Annotated in this window: 1 protein-coding gene; it reads left to right on the top strand. The window is 35.3% G+C overall.

The window, feature by feature from the left end:
* Nucleotides 1–250: 250 nt before the first annotated feature.
* The coding region (gene ssb / locus B5J93_RS14445) for a single-stranded DNA-binding protein (RefSeq protein ID WP_143823560.1) at nucleotides 251–399 on the top strand (149 nt) is incomplete at its 3' end.

Genomic DNA, 399 nt, shown 5'->3' with positions numbered 1-399 from the left:
TCAATGTTCAATACGCCCTACCTTGACTGCAAATAGATAAGTCAGGATATCTTATTCTGACTTATTTTAATTAAGATAATGGCAACACAATGCACAAATAAAAGCGACGGCATGCCAAAAGACAAACCGAAAAAGTAAATCCATTTAGTGAAAATATCGTCACGCTAAATATGTGAATTTAACCGTTTATTTAAAACAAATTTATTGAATCAAATCATTATTTTTAAACATCAAAAGTTGAGTAACCATCATGGCAAGTATTAATAAAGTAATTATTGTTGGTCGTTTGGGTCAAGACCCAGAAGTACGTCAATTCCAAAATGGCGGTAGCCTGACCAGTATTAACGTGGCGACTTCTGACCGCTGGACAGACAAAAACACAGGCGAGCAAAAAGAGCA

Source organism: Moraxella equi, from assembly GCF_002027555.1.
Classification (GTDB): Bacteria; Pseudomonadota; Gammaproteobacteria; order Pseudomonadales; family Moraxellaceae; genus Moraxella; species Moraxella equi.
This window is presented reverse-complemented; position numbering and strand designations above follow the sequence as displayed.